Annotated in this window: 2 protein-coding genes; one reads left to right on the top strand and one right to left on the bottom strand. The window is 36.0% G+C overall.

The genetic code is table 11. The annotated features are described in order from the left end of the window. Positions 1–265 precede the first annotated feature (265 nt). On the bottom strand, positions 266–424 hold the full coding sequence (locus tag BFP75_RS21810; protein ID WP_165776518.1) for a hypothetical protein: 159 nt from the start codon (positions 422–424) through the stop codon (positions 266–268). A 135-nt stretch (positions 425–559) separates the two neighbouring features. Between BFP75_RS21810 and BFP75_RS10260 the strand changes: the two genes are divergently transcribed. Further along, positions 560–1,315 (top strand): DUF6090 family protein, encoded by a 756-nt coding sequence (locus BFP75_RS10260; RefSeq protein WP_099545275.1) that lies wholly within the window; start codon positions 560–562, stop codon positions 1,313–1,315. Positions 1,316–1,506: the final 191 nt, after the last annotated feature.

Raw genomic sequence — 1,506 nt, 5'->3', positions numbered from 1 at the left:
GCTGCTTTTACATAGATGCTAAACGTAATGCGGACTTTGGGGCAAAACCGAAAGGTCTGCGTATATTTATGAAGCCGCTAAATCTTATGGATTTAGCTTTAGAGAAGAAAAATAAATCAAAACAATAAGCTTTAGCTTCGTGCGCAGACGGAAACGAAAAGTTTCCTTGCCCCCGCACTACGCTTAGCCGAACCGATGATGTACAATTATTCATTTAATTTTTATTGTTTTTCAAAGGTATTCATCGGTCGCTTCGCTCGGTCACCTAAAGGTGAACCCAAGTCGCTACATTGTCGCCAAAGGCTCCAATTCCCGCCCCTTGGGAATTGTACATCATCGCAGGGCCATGCCAGTTTGCATAATCCGTAGGATGAGGGGCCATCAAACCTATCACCTTTAGGCGCCATCGAGGAAAACTGTACATATCAACGGCTATATGCAACCTGGCCACGTTCAACACGTATTTTAAATTTATCCCAACAAGTTGCGTAAATTTAAAACCCGTAACGTGGCTTCACATAGCCCTGCGTTGTGCATCATTATCAGAAACCACTAACCAATGATAAAATTCTTTAGAAAAATTAGACAAAATCTACTCTCTGAAAACAAATTCAGTAAGTATCTGATTTATGCTATTGGAGAAATCATCCTTGTCGTTATTGGAATTTTAATTGCTTTGCAAATCAACAATGCGAATGAAAATCGAAAATCTGCAAAACAAGAGAACCTATATCTAAAACGACTGCTTTCAGAAAACAGAGATGATATTAATACATTTAAAAGCAATATTTCTGATTTAGAAAGAGGAATTGAAACAATTGAAAACCTATCGCTGGCATTGAATTCTAGAGACAGCAACGACGAAAAACTCATTGCAGCTGCAAACGACTTTTTTGGTTATGGTAGTATATATCCTATCTTCTCTTCATCAACTTCAACTTTTGATGACCTTTCGAGTACAGGAAATTTAAAGGATATTCGGAATTCTGAACTGCGAGATGAATTAGTCAAACATTATGCAAAGCACAAGCAAGTTGCTGAATGGATAAGAATTGGAACGGAATGGGCTCTTCCTAATGATGCGCCTTTTACCTACAACAATAGTATTATGAGATTTGAACCTGTATCGGATTTTTTATTTGGAAATCAAAACCAAACGGAATTGGCAAATCATTTGAGAGACAAAAAAGAAGAATATATAAACAATGCGGCAGTTCATTTTTGGATAAATAAAGACGCAATTGACAAACTCAAGATGTTGATTACAGATACAAATGAAATAATTAATTTGATTGAAAAGGAATTAGAAAAATAACGAATGCACAACAAAGAACTGAGGTAAAAAACAAACAAATTCTTCCTTAATTTGAGACATTATTATTCCACGCTCATAGGTTCAATAACTTGATTCTTTGAGCTTTTTTTATTCAATCCATCTTCTATTTATCTTGGCAGTATGGAAACGTAAGTTTCATCATATGGTCTACCAGATTTTGCAATAGCAAA

Source organism: Maribacter sp. 4G9, assembly GCF_002742265.1.
GTDB lineage: Bacteria > Bacteroidota > Bacteroidia > Flavobacteriales > Flavobacteriaceae > Maribacter.
Note: the sequence above shows the minus strand (reverse complement) of the source record. Positions and strands in the feature narration are given on the sequence as shown.